Origin of the sequence: Paraburkholderia sp. DHOC27, from assembly GCF_003429005.1 — a bacterium.
Classification (GTDB): Bacteria; Pseudomonadota; Gammaproteobacteria; order Burkholderiales; family Burkholderiaceae; genus Paraburkholderia.
In genome coordinates this window covers 545010-558831 of sequence record NZ_QVQV01000007.1, presented here as the reverse complement: position 1 = coordinate 558831, position 13822 = coordinate 545010, and the positions used below count along the sequence as shown (strand labels likewise).

12 protein-coding genes and 1 tRNA gene are annotated in these 13822 nt (G+C 61.0%); 9 read left to right on the top strand and 4 right to left on the bottom strand.

Going from position 1 to position 13822, the window contains the following annotated elements; translation table 11 throughout:
- The first annotated feature begins 7 nt into the window (after positions 1 to 7).
- The 3 genes from D0B32_RS24040 (at position 8) to D0B32_RS24030 (ending at position 2939) form a co-directional block, all read left to right on the top strand.
- Entirely contained in the window at positions 8 to 1012 is a 1005-nt protein-coding gene (locus D0B32_RS24040; RefSeq protein WP_117336770.1) for a sterol desaturase family protein, read from the top strand.
- 223 nt (positions 1013 to 1235) lie between these two features.
- Positions 1236 to 2084, top strand: coding sequence for an EI24 domain-containing protein (locus tag D0B32_RS24035; protein WP_117336769.1), 849 nt, complete (start codon positions 1236 to 1238; stop codon positions 2082 to 2084).
- A 21-nt stretch (positions 2085 to 2105) separates the two neighbouring features.
- The gene (locus D0B32_RS24030) at positions 2106 to 2939 is read left to right on the top strand and encodes a molybdopterin-binding protein (protein WP_117336768.1); all 834 of its coding nucleotides are present in this window, start codon (positions 2106 to 2108) and stop codon (positions 2937 to 2939) included.
- A 199-nt stretch (positions 2940 to 3138) separates the two neighbouring features.
- Here the strand turns inward: D0B32_RS24030 and D0B32_RS24025 are convergent, their stop codons facing one another.
- Positions 3139 to 3603 carry a rhodanese-like domain-containing protein gene (locus tag D0B32_RS24025; RefSeq protein WP_117336767.1) on the bottom strand — a complete coding sequence of 155 codons (465 nt, stop codon included), beginning with the start codon at positions 3601 to 3603 and terminating at the stop codon, positions 3139 to 3141.
- A gap of 457 nt (positions 3604 to 4060) precedes the next feature.
- Between D0B32_RS24025 and glnA the strand changes: the two genes are divergently transcribed.
- The 4 genes from glnA to D0B32_RS24005 all read left to right on the top strand — a co-directional run bounded on the left by glnA (position 4061) and on the right by D0B32_RS24005 (position 10849).
- On the top strand, positions 4061 to 5476 hold the full coding sequence (glnA, locus tag D0B32_RS24020; protein WP_117336766.1) for a type I glutamate--ammonia ligase: 1416 nt from the start codon (positions 4061 to 4063) through the stop codon (positions 5474 to 5476).
- Positions 5477 to 5713: 237 nt separating this feature from the next.
- Entirely contained in the window at positions 5714 to 6856 is a 1143-nt protein-coding gene (gene glnL, locus D0B32_RS24015) for a nitrogen regulation protein NR(II) (protein WP_117336765.1), read from the top strand.
- 94 nt (positions 6857 to 6950) lie between these two features.
- On the top strand, positions 6951 to 8465 hold the full coding sequence (gene ntrC / locus D0B32_RS24010) for a nitrogen regulation protein NR(I) (RefSeq protein WP_117336764.1): 1515 nt from the start codon (positions 6951 to 6953) through the stop codon (positions 8463 to 8465).
- Between the two features lie 218 nt (positions 8466 to 8683).
- Complete coding sequence (locus D0B32_RS24005) at positions 8684 to 10849, top strand: prolyl oligopeptidase family protein (protein WP_117336763.1); 2166 nt, start codon at positions 8684 to 8686, stop codon at positions 10847 to 10849.
- Here D0B32_RS24005 and xth read toward each other — a convergent pair.
- The gene (xth, locus tag D0B32_RS24000) at positions 10846 to 11622 is read right to left on the bottom strand and encodes an exodeoxyribonuclease III (protein ID WP_117336820.1); all 777 of its coding nucleotides are present in this window, start codon (positions 11620 to 11622) and stop codon (positions 10846 to 10848) included. The genes D0B32_RS24005 and xth overlap by 4 nt on opposite strands.
- A 286-nt stretch (positions 11623 to 11908) precedes the next feature.
- Here xth and D0B32_RS23995 point away from each other — a divergent pair, with 286 nt between their 5' ends.
- Both D0B32_RS23995 and D0B32_RS23990 read left to right on the top strand, forming a co-directional pair.
- The gene (locus D0B32_RS23995; protein ID WP_117336762.1) at positions 11909 to 12196 is read left to right on the top strand and encodes a hypothetical protein; all 288 of its coding nucleotides are present in this window, start codon (positions 11909 to 11911) and stop codon (positions 12194 to 12196) included.
- Positions 12197 to 12264: 68 nt separating this feature from the next.
- A tRNA-Met gene (locus tag D0B32_RS23990) sits at positions 12265 to 12341 on the top strand.
- A gap of 15 nt (positions 12342 to 12356) precedes the next feature.
- Here D0B32_RS23990 and D0B32_RS23985 read toward each other — a convergent pair.
- Positions 12357 to 13226 carry a hypothetical protein gene (locus tag D0B32_RS23985; protein WP_117336761.1) on the bottom strand — a complete coding sequence of 290 codons (870 nt, stop codon included), beginning with the start codon at positions 13224 to 13226 and terminating at the stop codon, positions 12357 to 12359.
- Between the two features lie 394 nt (positions 13227 to 13620).
- Positions 13621 to 13822 (bottom strand): hypothetical protein (locus tag D0B32_RS32780; RefSeq protein ID WP_220444956.1); only part of this gene is annotated, 202 nt, incomplete at its 5' end.

The window sequence follows — 13822 nt, the reverse complement described above, 5'->3', positions numbered from 1 at the left end:
GAGCATCATGTTCCAGCAGATTCTCTCTTCTCTAGACAGCCTCATCACGGCCATGCAGACGTTGCTGTATGTGGACGTCGTGCAGCCGTTGCTGTTCCGTCTCGGTCTGATGGGCTACGACGAAGACACCTATGACGCGCTTTACTGGGTCATCGTCGGCGTGTTCGAGGTGCTGGCCATGTATGCGGTGCTGCGCCCGCTGGAGGCGTTGCGCCCGGCCGAGAATTGGGAGAACCGCAAGGGCGTGCGGGTCGACGTGATCTACACGTGGGTCGTCAAACTCGGCATCCTGAATCTGCTGTTCTTCTTCGCGCTGCAACCGATCTTCGATAACGTGCAAAGCTGGCTGCGTCTGCACAACGTGCCGAGTCTCGAGTTCGACAACCTGTGGCCCGGGCTCACCACGCAACCCATCGTCACGTTCGTGATGTATCTGCTGGTGCTGGATTTCGCCGGCTACTGGTATCACCGCTGGGAGCATCGCTTCGGCATCTGGTGGGAACTGCATGCGGTGCATCATAGCCAGCGGCAGATGTCGCTTTGGTCCGACGATCGCAATCATCTGCTCGACGGTCTGCTGCAAGCTTCGTTCTTCGCCACCATTGCGCTCGTGATTGGCGTGCCGCCTTCGCAGTTCGTGGTGCTCGTCGCCATCACCAATCTGGCGCAAAGCATCCAGCACGCAAATATCCGGCTCTATTACGGGCGGCTGGGCGAGCGTCTGCTCGTCAGCCCAACCTTCCATCGCCGCCATCACGCCATTGGCTACGGCCACGAAGGACTCAAATACGGCTGCAACTTCGGCATCCTCTTTCCGTGGTGGGACATGTTGTTTGGCAGCGCCTCGTGGAGCCGGGTCGTCGAGCCGACCGGCATCCGCGATCAACTCGACGGCCGCCGTTATGGCGAGGGATTCTGGGCGCAGCATGCGCTCGCGTTTCAACGCATCGCCGCACGCCTCAGGCGAGGCAAGAAGCACGATGAGTCCGGCAAAGACGCGGCCGCCGTCTGACGGCTCGGGTCCCCGTTCTTTATCTCCGCCGCTTTCTCTGTTCTTTTCTCCAGAGCGTTCCTCGGGACCCTTTCTCCATGGCGCGCCAACGCCGGCAGGGCCAGGACCCTACCGGCGTCACGCCCCGTGGTTTATCCTGTCCATTCTGGCCGTTTGCCGTTGCGGCGGTCCGCTTGCGCTGCACCTCCTTTGATCCACCGTATGTTCACTCGCTCTGGCTCGCATGAATGATCTGTTGCGCTCGTTTGGACGTGCGCTCGCAAGCGCGCTCCACCCGCGCATGCTCTGGCTGACCTTCATGCCGTTTCTCGCGGCAACGGTCTTTTGGGGCGTGATTCTGTGGTTTTTCTGGGAGACGCTGACCGGCGCAACGCGCGTGTGGCTCGATGGCTGGGTTTTCACGAGCACGCTGTATCACCTGTTCGACTGGCTGGGTTTTTCCGCGCTGCATGCGGTCGTGGCGCCGTTCATCGTGGTGGCGGTGGCCATCCCGCTGATCGTCATGACCATCCTGCTATTGATCGCCACGCTCTCCATGCCGGGGGTGATCCGACATCTGTCGGCGCGCCAGTTCGCCAACCTCGAGATGCGTCGCGGCGGTTCGTGGTACGGTAGTCTCGCGCAAGCCCTGTGGACTTCGATCATCTGTCTGATCTTGCTGGTGGTGACCGTGCCGCTGTGGCTGATTCCACCGTTTTTTGCGCTCATTCCGCCGCTGCTGTGGGGATGGCTGACCTACCGCGTGATGACGTACGACGCGCTGGCCCTGCATGCGAGCCGAGACGAGCGGCGCGCGCTGGTGCGGCGCTACCGTCTGCCCTTGCTGTTGATCGGCGTGGCGAGCGGTTTGCTCGGCTCATTGCCGACGCTGATATGGGCTTCGTCGGTGTGGCTGATCGTGGTGTTCCCCGTGGTCACGGCGGTGACCATCTGGATCTACGCGTTTATTCTGGTCTTTACTGCGTTGTGGTTCGGCTACTACTGTCTGCGCGCGTTGCAGCGCATGCGTGCGGAGGAAGAGGGGGCGCGTCTTCTCGCGCCGGCGCCGTCCATCGAGCAACTGAACAACTGAATCTCTCTTTGCGAGGCCGCAATGGCATTTGGCGTCATCATCATAGGCGATGAAATTCTCTCGGGTCGGCGAGTCGACAAGCATCTGCCGAAGGTCATCGAACTGCTGAACGCGCGGGGCCTGTCGCTCGACTGGGCCGAATATGTCGGCGACGAGCCGGAGCGCATCACGGCCACGCTGCGCCGTACCTTCGCCTCGGGCGACATCGTGTTTTCGACGGGCGGCATCGGCGCCACTCCGGACGATCACACGCGTCAGTGCGCGGCCGCGGCGCTCGGCGTGCCGCTCGAACTGCATCCCGAAGCGGCGGAGCTGATCCGCGAGCGGATTCGCGAGACGCATCCGGCCAATTCGGCGACGCCCGTGAATCTCAATTCCCCGGACAACCTGCACCGCCTGAACATGGGGACCTACCCGCGCGGCGCCTCGATCATCCCGAATGGCTACAACAAGATTCCGGGTTTCTCGGTGGGTGACCATCATTTCGTACCGGGCTTTCCGGTGATGGCGTGGCCGATGATCGAATGGGTGCTGGATACGAAGTACGCGCATCTGCATCACGCCATGCCGCACGCGGAGAAATCGTTGCTGGTGTTCGAGTTGCCGGAGTCGACGCTCACGCCGCTGATGGAAAAGATCCAGCACGATTTTCCGGGGGTGCGGGTGTTCAGCCTGCCGAGCGTCGGCGATGCCGAGCGCGGTGGCATCTACGCGCGGCGTCACATCGATCTGGGCGTGAAGGGCGAGCCGGAAGCGGTCGCCGCGGCGTTCGTGAAACTGCGCGAAGGGGTGCATCTGCTGGGCGGCGATATCGTCGAACCCGATGCAGAAATAGCCGCCAAACCGCGCACGTAGCCGGCCACTCTCAAAGCACTTCAACTCGACGGCGCCTTGGCGGCGCCGCTCACCGACATCATCGTCCTGTCACACGCAGCGCCGACGATGACACTCCGAGCCGACGCGGTCTCAAGTAGGCCTGCAATGCTGGTCTACAAAGAGCGAGCCGCCATACCGCCCGCTCAACCCGCAATAGCGTCGGATATATTCCCGGCGATCAAGCCCCGATCCACGGCAGCCCGCGAAAACACCAGCCCGAGACCGTCTTCCGATGCCCCTGGCCGTCCTTGTCGCCCTCGAAGCCTTCGAGCAGGTCGTACGCCTTCGTGAAGCCGGCCTGGGTGGCGGCGATGGCCGCGAGTTTCGAGCGCGCGGCGCTGCGGCACAAGAACAGCACCGGCGTGTCAGGCGAGGCGGCCTGGCTCAACTGGGTGAGGAATTCCTGATTCGGCACGGCGCCCGGATAGCGCGTCCATTCGACATGCGCGTACTGCCCGTCGCCGATCACCGGACGCCCAACCCAGTCGAGTTCCGCGCGCGTGCGCACGTCGACGAGGCGCGTGCGCGGGTCGAGTTGCAGGAGCTCGAAAGCCTCGGCGGGGGACACCGCGCCTGCGTAGGGCAATTGATTCTCGAGGCGGCGCTTGTCGGCCTGGGCGTACAACTGTTCGAGCGTACTCATGACAGCAAGTCTCCTTCGGACCAAATGATCATTCTAGCGCGCGAGTCCGCTCGTGAGCGTCGCGCCTCGTGCCGGGAAATTCCCGCAGATGGCGAAGCGCGCTGCGCCGAAATAGTGCAAAGTGTCGAGTCTGCCCCAAAACCGGGATTCGTCAGTGCTGTCATTTTGCGACTGCACCATGATAGTGCCGAGCGGACGATTAAGAGGTCTCGTTCATCACGACAGGGGCACTGCGATTCCCCGCAAAAGCGCGTGGCGAAGCGCTTTGCGCCGCCTTGGCGCATAGATGGCACAGAAGCTGCTTATTTGGTGCCGATCAATTCGCCGCCCGGCGTTTTGGCGTCTTCCTCAGAGTCAATTCGTCCGCGGGACGAGCGGGAGGTAGACGTACCGGGACGGGTCAGCTAGATTTGGGCGGCGGCTAAATCCGCCGAATTCGTTAATCAGGAGATAGGTTATGAGTAAATCCGTGGCCGACGTCATGCAACTCGTCAAGGACGAGGACGTCAAGTTTGTCGACTTCCGTTTCACCGACACGCGCGGTAAAGAGCAACACGTTTCGGTGCCGGTGTCGGCATTCGACGAGGACAAGTTCGAAAGCGGCCATGCGTTTGACGGTTCTTCGATTGCTGGCTGGAAGGGCATCGAAGCGTCGGACATGCTGCTCGTGCCGGACGCCGACACGGCCTTCATCGACCCGTTCTATGAAGAGTCGACCCTCGTGCTGACTTGCGACGTCGTCGAACCTGCGGACGGCAAGGGCTACGAACGCGATCCGCGCTCGCTGGCAAAGCGCGCAGAAGCCTATCTGAAGAGCACGGGTCTCGGCGACACCGCTTACTTCGGTCCGGAACCCGAGTTCTTCATTTTCGACTCGGTGCAGTGGAACACGGACATGTCGGGCTGCTTTGTGAAGATCGGCTCGGAAGAAGCACCGTGGTCGTCGGGCAAGGAATTCGAAGGTGGCAACATCGGTCACCGTCCTGGCATCAAGGGCGGCTACTTCCCGGTCGCGCCGGTTGATTCGTTCCAGGACATCCGCTCGGAAATGTGTCTGCTGCTCGAGCAGATCGGCATTCCGGTCGAAGTGCACCACCACGAAGTGGCCGGTCAAGGCCAGAACGAAATCGGCACCAAGTTCTCGACGCTCGTGCAGCGTGCCGACTGGACGCAGCAACTGAAGTACATCGTCCATAACGTCGCGCACACGTATGGCAAGACCTCGACGTTCATGCCGAAGCCGGTCGTGGGCGACAACGGTTCGGGCATGCACGTTCACCAGTCGATCTGGAAAGACGGCCAGAACCTGTTCGCAGGCAACGGCTACGCTGGCCTGTCGGAATTCGCGCTGTTCTACATTGGCGGTATCATCAAGCACGCTCGCGCGCTGAACGCCATCACGAACCCGACCACCAACTCGTACAAGCGTCTCGTGCCGCACTTCGAAGCACCGGTGAAGCTCGCTTACTCGGCGCGCAACCGTTCGGCTTCGATCCGCATTCCGCACGTGTCGAACCCGAAGGGTCGCCGTATCGAAACGCGTTTCCCGGATCCGATGGCCAACCCGTACCTGTGCTTCTCGGCACTGATGATGGCAGGTCTCGACGGCGTCCAGAACAAGATCCATCCGGGCGAAGCTGCTGACAAGAACCTGTACGACCTGCCGCCGGAAGAGGATGCAAAGATCCCGACCGTGTGTGCCGGCCTCGACCAGGCGCTGGAAGCGCTGCACGCAGATCGCGAGTTCCTGACGCGCGGTGGCGTGTTCACGGACGCGATGATCGACGCTTACCTGGAACTGAAGGAAGCGGAACTGCAACGCGTGCGTATGACCACGCACCCGGTTGAGTTCGAACTGTACTACTCGCTGTAAGCGGCGATGGCGCTTCGCCTGGCTGGTCCGGCGAAGCGTGCTTGCCCGACGCTCGTGACTGGTCGAACGCGGGTCACAAAGGGACGGCGGCGCCGTCCCTTTTTTGTTAGGTTTGCGTGCCTCGCAAAGCAGAAAACACGCTGGGGTGCGACGTTTCACGAGCCAACGTTTGCGAAGGCGTTTTAGCTGGCGCGGACGCTGTGTGGTATCACCATCTCTCATCGGCAAGACTGCAAGATGGTTCTGAAGAATCTGATCAAAGCAAGAAAGGGGCATGCCGAGCCGCTCTCGGAGATCGCACAACTCGTCGATTCGGGTTTGCTGCCGGGATTCGAGGCGTTGCCCACGGTTGTGCTGGTACTCGAAAAACGCTCGCTGAAAGTGGCGTTTGCGAATCCTTCCGCGGAGTCGATGCTGGAGCTCTCGCGCCGACAATTGACGCAAATGGTATGGCCGGACATCTTCACCAACGCGGATGAACTGGTGGCCACGATCGCTTCGATCGCGGAACACCGTTTTCATGCGACGCATCTGGACGCCGTGCTCGAACGTCCTGGCCACGAGCCGCTGCATGTGCATGCGATCGTCGGCTTTCTCGAAGGCGCGCCGGACTACGTGCTGCTGGAGCTGTTCGAAAACGAACGGCATCTGCGCACCGACCGCGAAGAACGCATCAACGATCTGACCGCGGTCAACAAGCAACTGATCCGCAATCTCGCGCACGAGATCAAGAATCCGCTCGGCGGCATTCGCGGCGCGGCGCAGTTACTCGAATTCGAACTGGGTGTGCGCGAGCGCGACGAGTTGCGCGAGTACACCCAGGTCATCATCAAGGAATCGGACCGGCTGCAAACGCTGGTGGATCGTCTGCTGGAGCCGCATCGTCATCCGCATATCGTCGGTGACGTCAACATTCACGAGGTTTGCGAACGCGTGCGCGCGGTGATTCTCGCGGAGTTTCCGCGCGGCCTGACCATCGAACGCGATTACGACGTGAGCGTGCCCGATCTGCGCGGCGACAAGGAACAGTTGATCCAGGCGGTTCTGAACATCGTGCGTAACGCGGCTGAAGCGTTGCGTGAACGCATTTCGCAAGGCGATGCGCGCATTGATCTGCGCACGCGCGTGGCGCGCAAGATCACCGTGTCGAAACGCTTGTGTAAGCTGGCATTGGACTTGCATATCATCGACAACGGACCTGGCATACCGGAAGAGATTCGCGATCGCATCTTTTATCCGCTCGTCTCGGGGCGTGACGATGGAAGCGGTTTGGGTCTGACGCTCGCGCAGACTTTCGTGCAGCAGCACGACGGTTTGATCGAAGTGGAAAGCCGGCCGGGCCACACCGAGTTTCAGATCCTGCTGCCGCTCGATTGCTAAAAACACAAGCCGCTAACCACGAGCTAAACGACGCCACTCAGGATGTGCGGCAACGCGTATCCCGGGACGTACCTAAAGACTTCTGACCGACCTTATGAAGCCGATCTGGATAGTAGACGACGATCAATCGATACGATGGGTGCTCGAAAAGGCCCTCGCGCGTGAGAACTTCGCGACGCGCAGCTTCGCGAATGTGCGCGATGCAGCAGTCGCGCTCGATCACGACAGCCCCCAGGTGCTGGTCTCGGACATTCGCATGCCCGGCGGCTCCGGCCTCGAGTTGCTGCAAACGGTGCGCGACAAGGTGCCGGGTTTGCCGGTCATCATCATGACCGCGTTCTCGGATCTCGATAGCGCCGTGGCCGCATTCCAGGGCGGTGCATTCGAATACCTCGCGAAGCCGTTCGATGTCGACAAGGCGGTCGAACTGATTCGCCGCGCCGTCGACGAAAGCACGCGGGGCGAACAGGCGTGGGACGAGCGCGTGGCGGACGCACCCGAAATGCTCGGCCAGGCACCGGCCATGCAGGACATGTTTCGCGCCATCGGGCGTCTGTCGCATTCCGCGGCCACTGTGCTCATTACCGGCGAATCAGGCACCGGTAAGGAACTCGTTGCCCGTGCCTTGCACCGTCATAGCCCACGCGCGAACGGTCCGTTCATCGCCTTGAATACTGCGGCGATTCCGAAGGATCTGTTGGAGTCCGAATTATTCGGTCACGAGCGCGGCGCGTTCACGGGCGCGCAGGCCATGCGGCAAGGGCGCTTCGAGCAGGCTGAAAACGGCACGCTGTTTCTCGATGAAATCGGCGACATGCCGTTCGATCTGCAAACGCGTTTGCTGCGCGTGCTTTCGGATGGACAGTTCTATCGGGTGGGTGGCCACAATCCGCTGCGCGCCAATGTGCGGGTGATTGCGGCGACCCACCAGAATCTCGAGTCGCGCGTGCGTCAGGGCCTGTTCCGCGAAGATCTGTATCACCGTCTCAATGTGATCCGGCTGCGCTTGCCGGCCTTGCGCGAGCGCAGCGAAGACATTCCACTGCTCACGCGGCACTTTCTGCAGAAGAGTGCGCGCGACCTCGGCGTCGAGCCGAAGCGCGTCTCGGAAGAGGCGCTGGCGTATCTCGCCTCGCTGCCGTTTCAGGGTAACGTGCGGCAACTGGAAAATCTCGCGAACTGGCTGACGGTGATGGCGCCGGCGCAGACCATCGAGATCAAGGACCTGCCACCCGATCTCGTGCCGGCCCAGGCGGGCGCGGTGGAAATGCTTGCCGGCGGCCCGCTCGCTGCGGACCCGACGAGCGGTCTGGCAGGACAGCCGGCTGCGAATGGCGGGACGTTGTCGTCGCATGCGCCGGCGGTTGCGGGCATGCCGGCAACGCCTGCTGTCAGCGCGTGGGAGAGCGGCTTGCGCACGGAAGTCGCGCGCATGTTGCGCGAGAACGCGCCGGACGTGATGGATGAACTGGCGCGCCGTTTCGAAGCCGCGGTGATTCGCGAGGCGCTCGATTTCACGCGTGGCCGCAAGGTCGAAGCGGCCGAGCGTCTGGGCATTGGCCGCAATACGATTACGCGCAAGATTCAGGAGCTAAATCTCGAGCCGTGAGGTTGCGGTATGAACGGGGGCGCGGCGTGCATCTCGAATTTAGGAAACACGCCGTGTGTCAATTTGACGCGGCTTGACGCGCTTCGACCCGTGCGCGCTTGCCAGGCGCGCTCCCGTTCATGTAGACGCACACGCGACTGAAGCGTCTGCACAAAACTTGACTGGCACATTGTGCGTCACGAGGCATAATCGTCGTCGTTCAATTAGGACGACACACTATGCCACGCACCGCTTCAACGTCTTCAAACGCTTCGGCTGCCCCGGTTGCATCGACCGCTTTCAGCTGGCCTCACAGTCCCGATCCCTTCCTGTCGCTCGAAGAACTCGACGATCCCGCCGTGCTGGCCTGGGTCGAGCAACAGAACACGCGCACCCGCGCCGCATGGTGCAATGGGACGCGCTACGAAACGCTCAAGCAACGTCTCGCCGCCGCCTATCTGCCGCATGAGCGGCCCGTGATCCCGCGTCGCTGGAAGGACTGGGCCTACGATTTCTGGCAGGACGAACACAATCCCAAAGGGATCTGGCGCCGCACATCGTGGGCGAGCTGGCGTGCAGGCCATGCGGTGTGGCAAAACCTGCTGGATTTCGATGCGCTGGGCGAAGCAGAGGACACGCCGTGGGTCTGCATGGGTCTCGACATCCTTTATCCCGATGGCGATCGCGTACTGGTCACGCTTTCTTCGGGCGGCTCGGATGCCGTGATCGTGCGTGAGTTCGATATCGACACGCAACAGTTTCTCAGCGATGGCTTCGTGATCGCGACGGCCGGCAAGCATACTGCCTCGTGGATTGACCGTGACACGTTGTACGTGGGCTGGGCTCAGGCGGACGAGTCCCTCACGCGCTCGGGGTATCCGCGTGAAGTGCGGCGCTGGACGCGCGGCACGGCGCTTACCGAGGCGCCCGTGGTGTTTCGCGGCGAGTTCGCCGACATCAGCGTCGCTGCCGGCTACAACCCAATTGATCGATGCCATATGGTCGTGCGCAGCGTCGACTCGTTCGACTCGCACAGCTACTACCTGGACGCCGCCGGCGCATGGCAGCAATACGACGTGCCGTCGCACGTCGCCGTGGGCGCCTGGGAAGGGTGGTTGCTGTTCGAGCCGCGGCTCGACTGGACCTGCGAAGGCATAACGTATGCGGGCGGCGCGCTGCTGGCTGCACGTGAACACGCATTTCTCGCGGGCGAGCGGCGCCTCGTGCCGCTGTTCACTCCCACCTCGCGAACCTCAGCGTGCGGGTGGACGTACACGCGGCATCATCTGATCGTGTCGTATCTGGAGGACGTGCAGAGTCGGACGACACTGTGGCAACCGCATCGTGTGACCGCAGACGAATGGCAGTGGACCTCACGTGCCTTTCCGGCACGCGCGAATGCGCAGGTCGGAGTCTCGCCCGTCGAGCCCACCTTGAATGACGAAGTGTTCGTCGGCGTGGACGATTATCTTCTGCCGCCCGAGTACTGGCTTGCCGATCTGACGCACGCGAATCTATCCGAATGGAGTTTGCTCGACCGTTGGCCGACGCAGTTCGACGCGACGCCGTACACGATACAGCGCGGGCACGCGCAATCCGCTGACGGCACGCGCGTGCCCTATACGATCATCGGTCCGCGTGAATCGCAGGAAGCGGGGGCACATGCCGGCGCCTCGAAGTCCACACCACGGCCGTGTTTGCTCACGGGCTACGGCGGCTTTGCGGTTCCGCTTACGCCGAGCTATCTGACCGGGCACGCGCAAGGCTGGCTCGAGCAGGGGGGCGTGCTCGTGGTCGCGCACATTCGTGGTGGCGGTGAATTCGGCAGCGCGTGGCATACGGCGGCACAACGCGAACATCGTCAACGCTCGTTCGACGACTTCATCGCAGTCGCCGAGGCGCTGATCGACGATGGCGTGACCACGGCCACGCAACTCGGTATCAAGGGCGAAAGCAACGGCGGTCTGCTGGTGGGTGCGTGCATGGTGCAGCGCCCGGAGTTGTTCGGCGCCGTGGTGTGCGAAGTGCCCTTGCTGGACATGAGCCGCTATCACCTGCTGCACGCGGGCGCATCGTGGATCGACGAGTATGGCGACCCCGACGAGCCCGATGAAGCACGGATACTCGCCGCGTATTCACCCTATCATCAGGTCAGCGCTGACGTTTCGTATCCGCCGGTGCTGTTCACGACGTCGACCAGCGACGATCGCGTGCATCCGGGCCATGCGCGCAAGATGGTGGCACGCATGCAGGCGATGGGCGGCGAGCACGTGTGGTATCGGGAAAATACCGACGGCGGGCATGGCGGCGGCTCCGATGCACTGGAGCTGGCCGCCAATGATGCGATGGTGTACGTGTTCCTGTGGTCGTGCCTTGCAACGGGAACCGCCGGAGCAAAACCTTAGGCGATCTGCGCGACCACCGGCGCGTGGTCCGACGGTTGCTCCCATTTGCGGGGCACCTTGTCGACTTCGCATGACGTGCAGGCTGCGGCAAGGGGCTTCGACAGCAGGATGTGGTCGATGCGCAGCCCCGCGTTGCGGCGAAAGCCGAGCATCCGGTAGTCCCACCATGAGAAGATTTTCTCCGGCTGATCGAACAGGCGGAACGCGTCGGCGAGTCCGAGCTGGGTGAGCCGCACGAATTCGGCGCGTTCTTCCGGCGACACCAGATTCTGGCCTTCCCAGGCCTTCGGGTCGTGTACGTCGCGGTCTTCCGGGGCGATGTTGTAGTCGCCGAGCAGCGCGAGTTTCTCGTAGCGCGTGAGTTCGGTGGCCACCCAGTCGTGCAGCACGTCGAGCCAGCGCAGCTTGTAGGCAAACTTTTCGGAGCCGGGCGCCTGACCGTTGGGGAAGTACGCGGAAATCACGCGTACCCCTTCAATGGTGGCGGCAATCACGCGGCGCTGCGGGTCATCGAAATCGGGGAGATCGCGCACGATCGAACTTTCGTCCACCTCCAGACCGTCATGCACCAGAATCCCGACACCGTTATAGGTTTTCTGTCCGGCGAACCAGCTCCTGTATCCCTTGGCCTCCAACTCGGCGCGCGGGAATTTGTCGTCGGTCAGCTTCAGCTCCTGAAGACACAGCACATCGACCTGACTCGTTTCGAGCCAGTCGATCACGTGTTGCAGGCGTACTTTCAGCGAATTGACGTTCCAGGTGGCTAGCTTCATCGGCATTTCTCGTTTCGTGTCGGGGCAGGGCATAGGCCGGGCATCAACGGGTTCAGGACCCGCGTGCCCTGGCACTTGAGCGCATCTTACCGCGATCCGCAGCCCGATTCAGGCGCGCAAGCTGCATGCGATAGAGCGGGATGCTGCACTGCGTGGGTTCGCGCACGGCGGTGCTTGTGGCGCTGCACTTCTGCGGCGGCGCTGTGACGAAGCGAAGAAAATAAAGTGTGGGGGGCTCCGATGGCCGGCGTATAGTGGACTCACACTCACGTACCGGGGAAACGCCATGCCTGAACCTTATCCGGTCCTCTATAAGGACTTCGAAGTGCATCCGCTGGTTTTTTCCCGGGAGTTCGACAAGTTCGACGGTCACAAGCGGCAAGCCGAAGGCTATGACGTGGCAGTGCGCGTGTGCCGGCCGGGCGCGATCAGCGGCTCGAAGGCGAGCCGCGTGTTTCGTCTCGTGCGTCCGCTGACGTTCTCCGATTTCGGCATTGCCAAACGCAGCGCGAGCCAGTATGGCGCGGACATCATCGACGGCAAGGTGGAAGGCGCAACAGTTGCCGATCTGTGAGGCCAGAAAATAATCCGGCTCTTTGTTTGACGATCGCCCGACATCGCTATACAATCCGTTTCCTCTGACGCGGGGTGGAGCAGTCTGGCAGCTCGTCGGGCTCATAACCCGAAGGTCACAGGTTCAAATCCTGTCCCCGCAACCAAATAAAATGAAAGGGTTACGACGCATGGCGTGTAACCCTTTTTGCTTTTCTGACAATAACTACTCGGGTATAAGCGGCACTGACATAGCGAGTAAGGTCCACATTCGAAATTTGCGGGCCACTCGCAACCTGAGTATCCGGTGCGAGCTTGTCGCTATGCAACACGAAGCTCGAAAAGTCCACTCGCTGTACAACGTGTTCTTCGGACCTAGATCTGTCCTCAGGAATCCACCGGAAGCCAACCGCTGTGACGGCGCCGCAAGAGATGAGTTGCTTGTAAAAATTCGAACGCCGACGGTTAAGCTTCGGGTCTTGTTGCAGGCTAATGAGATTCGATCTGTCGGCGATGAACGTACTCGGCGACAGATAATTTGCGAGCTGAGCCAATCGAGGAGCGTTGCTTGACGAGGTTGCAGATTCCTTGCCTGTCAGTTCGGGAAGCGACGGACGGATCGTTATTGGAGTGCTAGCGTTCAACTCGTGCTGGAGCTTTTTAACCTCCAGTTCGGATCGCAGGTTTTCTATTTTCGAGTGTTCGATGTTGAGTCGATTGATCTCCAGTTGCTGCCTCTCCAACTCTGGGTTTGGTTTGGGCGCGGCAAGCCAAATTTGTACTGTCAACTCCAGAAGTGTGGCCAGAATGGTTGTGAACGTAGTTACGGACAGAGTCCGGTTGTCCTTGCGAACCAAGACCCGCCAGATGTCTCGAAACCCACCCTCGGCGGCGATGCTTGCCTCGAATCGAAGCTCGGTCCCTAAACAGTGCGCAATGTAGGAAACGGTCGCCAGAAACTCTGCCTCGCAGCGGTTTCGGATAAAGGCGTCTATAGAATGCGAGCCATCCTTCAGGTAGTAGTGCGCTTCAAGGCGCGCAACGTTTTCCACGTCGCTTTCTCCTTAATCTTCGGCATGCGAAAGAAAATTATTTTACGGCCTGCTTTGTTGCGGCGGTCGGTGCATATATCGCGTGTTCGATCGTGTTCTGCTTTAAACGCGACTAAATCTTCTCGGTCCGCATCTATCGCTTGCCTGCAATCCTTTGATGATTGTTGGATGCGAAGTTGCCTTGTCGTTCGCAATTGGGAAATCAGACAAATCCCAAATTGGTGCCTGTAAATTGGTGCCCCGTTTTGACCTTATCGACTTTGTTTTAGGCCATCTATCTGATTGGAGCTTGTGTGGCCGCCTGTCCCGCCGCGAACGTGGGGTGGGTCCACTTACCGTGGCGGCCTGCTGCGTGCGCACGATCAAACGCGACATGTCGATGCGGTTCTAAGTGTCAACCGAGAGTCCCGAACCGGGGACTTGTCGATTTAGATTTGATCCGTACGCTTGACCTTTGGGATAAAGCATCAAGGAACGTAAGCAAGGCCAACGCGATCTGCTGCACGGGAATCTCACCGTCTCCGGAAAGCGGCTTGTCCTCGATATCGTTCAATACTTTTTTCGTCGCCCGCTGGGGCAGGGGAGAGAAGGCGAGT